Raw genomic sequence first — 1,018 nt, forward strand, 5'->3', positions numbered from 1 at the left:
CGAAAACCGCATATGCAGAGAGTAGTGGGCAGAATATTTAGACGAAAAGATGATGATGGAGGACACTTAATAGCAACTCAATTTGGAGGTAGTCCGGATTTAGATAATCTAGTTCCAATGAATTCAACATTAAATCGTCAAGGTGAATGGAGAAAAATAGAACAAGCATGGGAGAAAGCATTAAGGTCGAAACCACCAAAACAAGTGAAAGTAAAAATAGAACCAGTGTATAGTGGCGATTCATTGCGACCGGATGAGTTTAATGTTTATTATACAATTGGTGATGAATATATTGAAAAAAACATAAAAAATGAAATGGAGATACTAAGATAATGTTAAATCAATTAATAAGCGAAAAAATTATGAAAATTGTACATCAAGCTAATGAAATGATTCCAGAAGAGTGGTGCGAGTTATATATTAATGGAGATATCAATGGTAGAGAAGGTGGTATATATTTTTTCTACAATACTGAAAATGCAAAAGAAGAATGGCAATACTCAGCAACAATGCAATTTGAAATAGAAGGATATTCAACGGAAGTATATAGGAAGTTACAAAGACAATTATTTCAACATGGCATTGAACTCCAACAAATCTTTAGAGATCATGATCAACCTATTTGGTCAAAAGTAATCTTACATGTAGATGAAAACATGAAGTTGACAACAGAGTTTGATTATGCGGATTGGTACAACTCAGAATATGTGGATTATGAATATATGGATTACTTTAGAGATGAATATTTAAATCAACCTCTAAAACATATAAGTATGGAAGAAGTTGAACAAATCAGAGCATTCAAAGAAAGAGAAAACAGTAAACACAGCGAATAATTCAGTGGCAAGTATTACTTGCCACTTTTTAAACAGCTATGATTTAAGTGAAGGGTAGTTGATGAAATACGTTCAATTCATTACAGAACAAGTGACTATCAATCGGAACATCGCATTATGGAAAGTGTAGGAGAAGCCGTTTCTGCGAGTGATTTTGAACATGTTGATGAAGCAGTTAAAAG

2 protein-coding genes are annotated in these 1,018 nt (G+C 32.8%); both read left to right on the top strand.

Annotated features, from left to right (window positions below; genetic code table 11):
• The coding region (locus OCL94_RS13170; protein WP_262997378.1) for a DNA/RNA non-specific endonuclease at positions 1–333 on the top strand (333 nt) is incomplete at its 5' end.
• A gap of 29 nt (positions 334–362) precedes the next feature.
• Positions 363–836: an antitoxin YezG family protein gene (locus tag OCL94_RS13175; RefSeq protein WP_262997379.1), complete on the top strand. Its 474-nt coding sequence runs from the start codon at positions 363–365 to the stop codon at positions 834–836.
• Positions 837–1,018 lie beyond the last annotated feature (182 nt).

This window comes from Macrococcus capreoli, assembly GCF_025628935.1.
GTDB lineage: Bacteria > Bacillota > Bacilli > Staphylococcales > Staphylococcaceae > Macrococcoides > Macrococcoides capreoli.

Excerpts from the sequence above, each read along its gene's own strand:
- OCL94_RS13175 (WP_262997379.1), top strand. The coding sequence starts at position 363 with ATGAAAATTGTACATCAAGCTAATGAAATGATTCCAGAAGAGTGGTGC.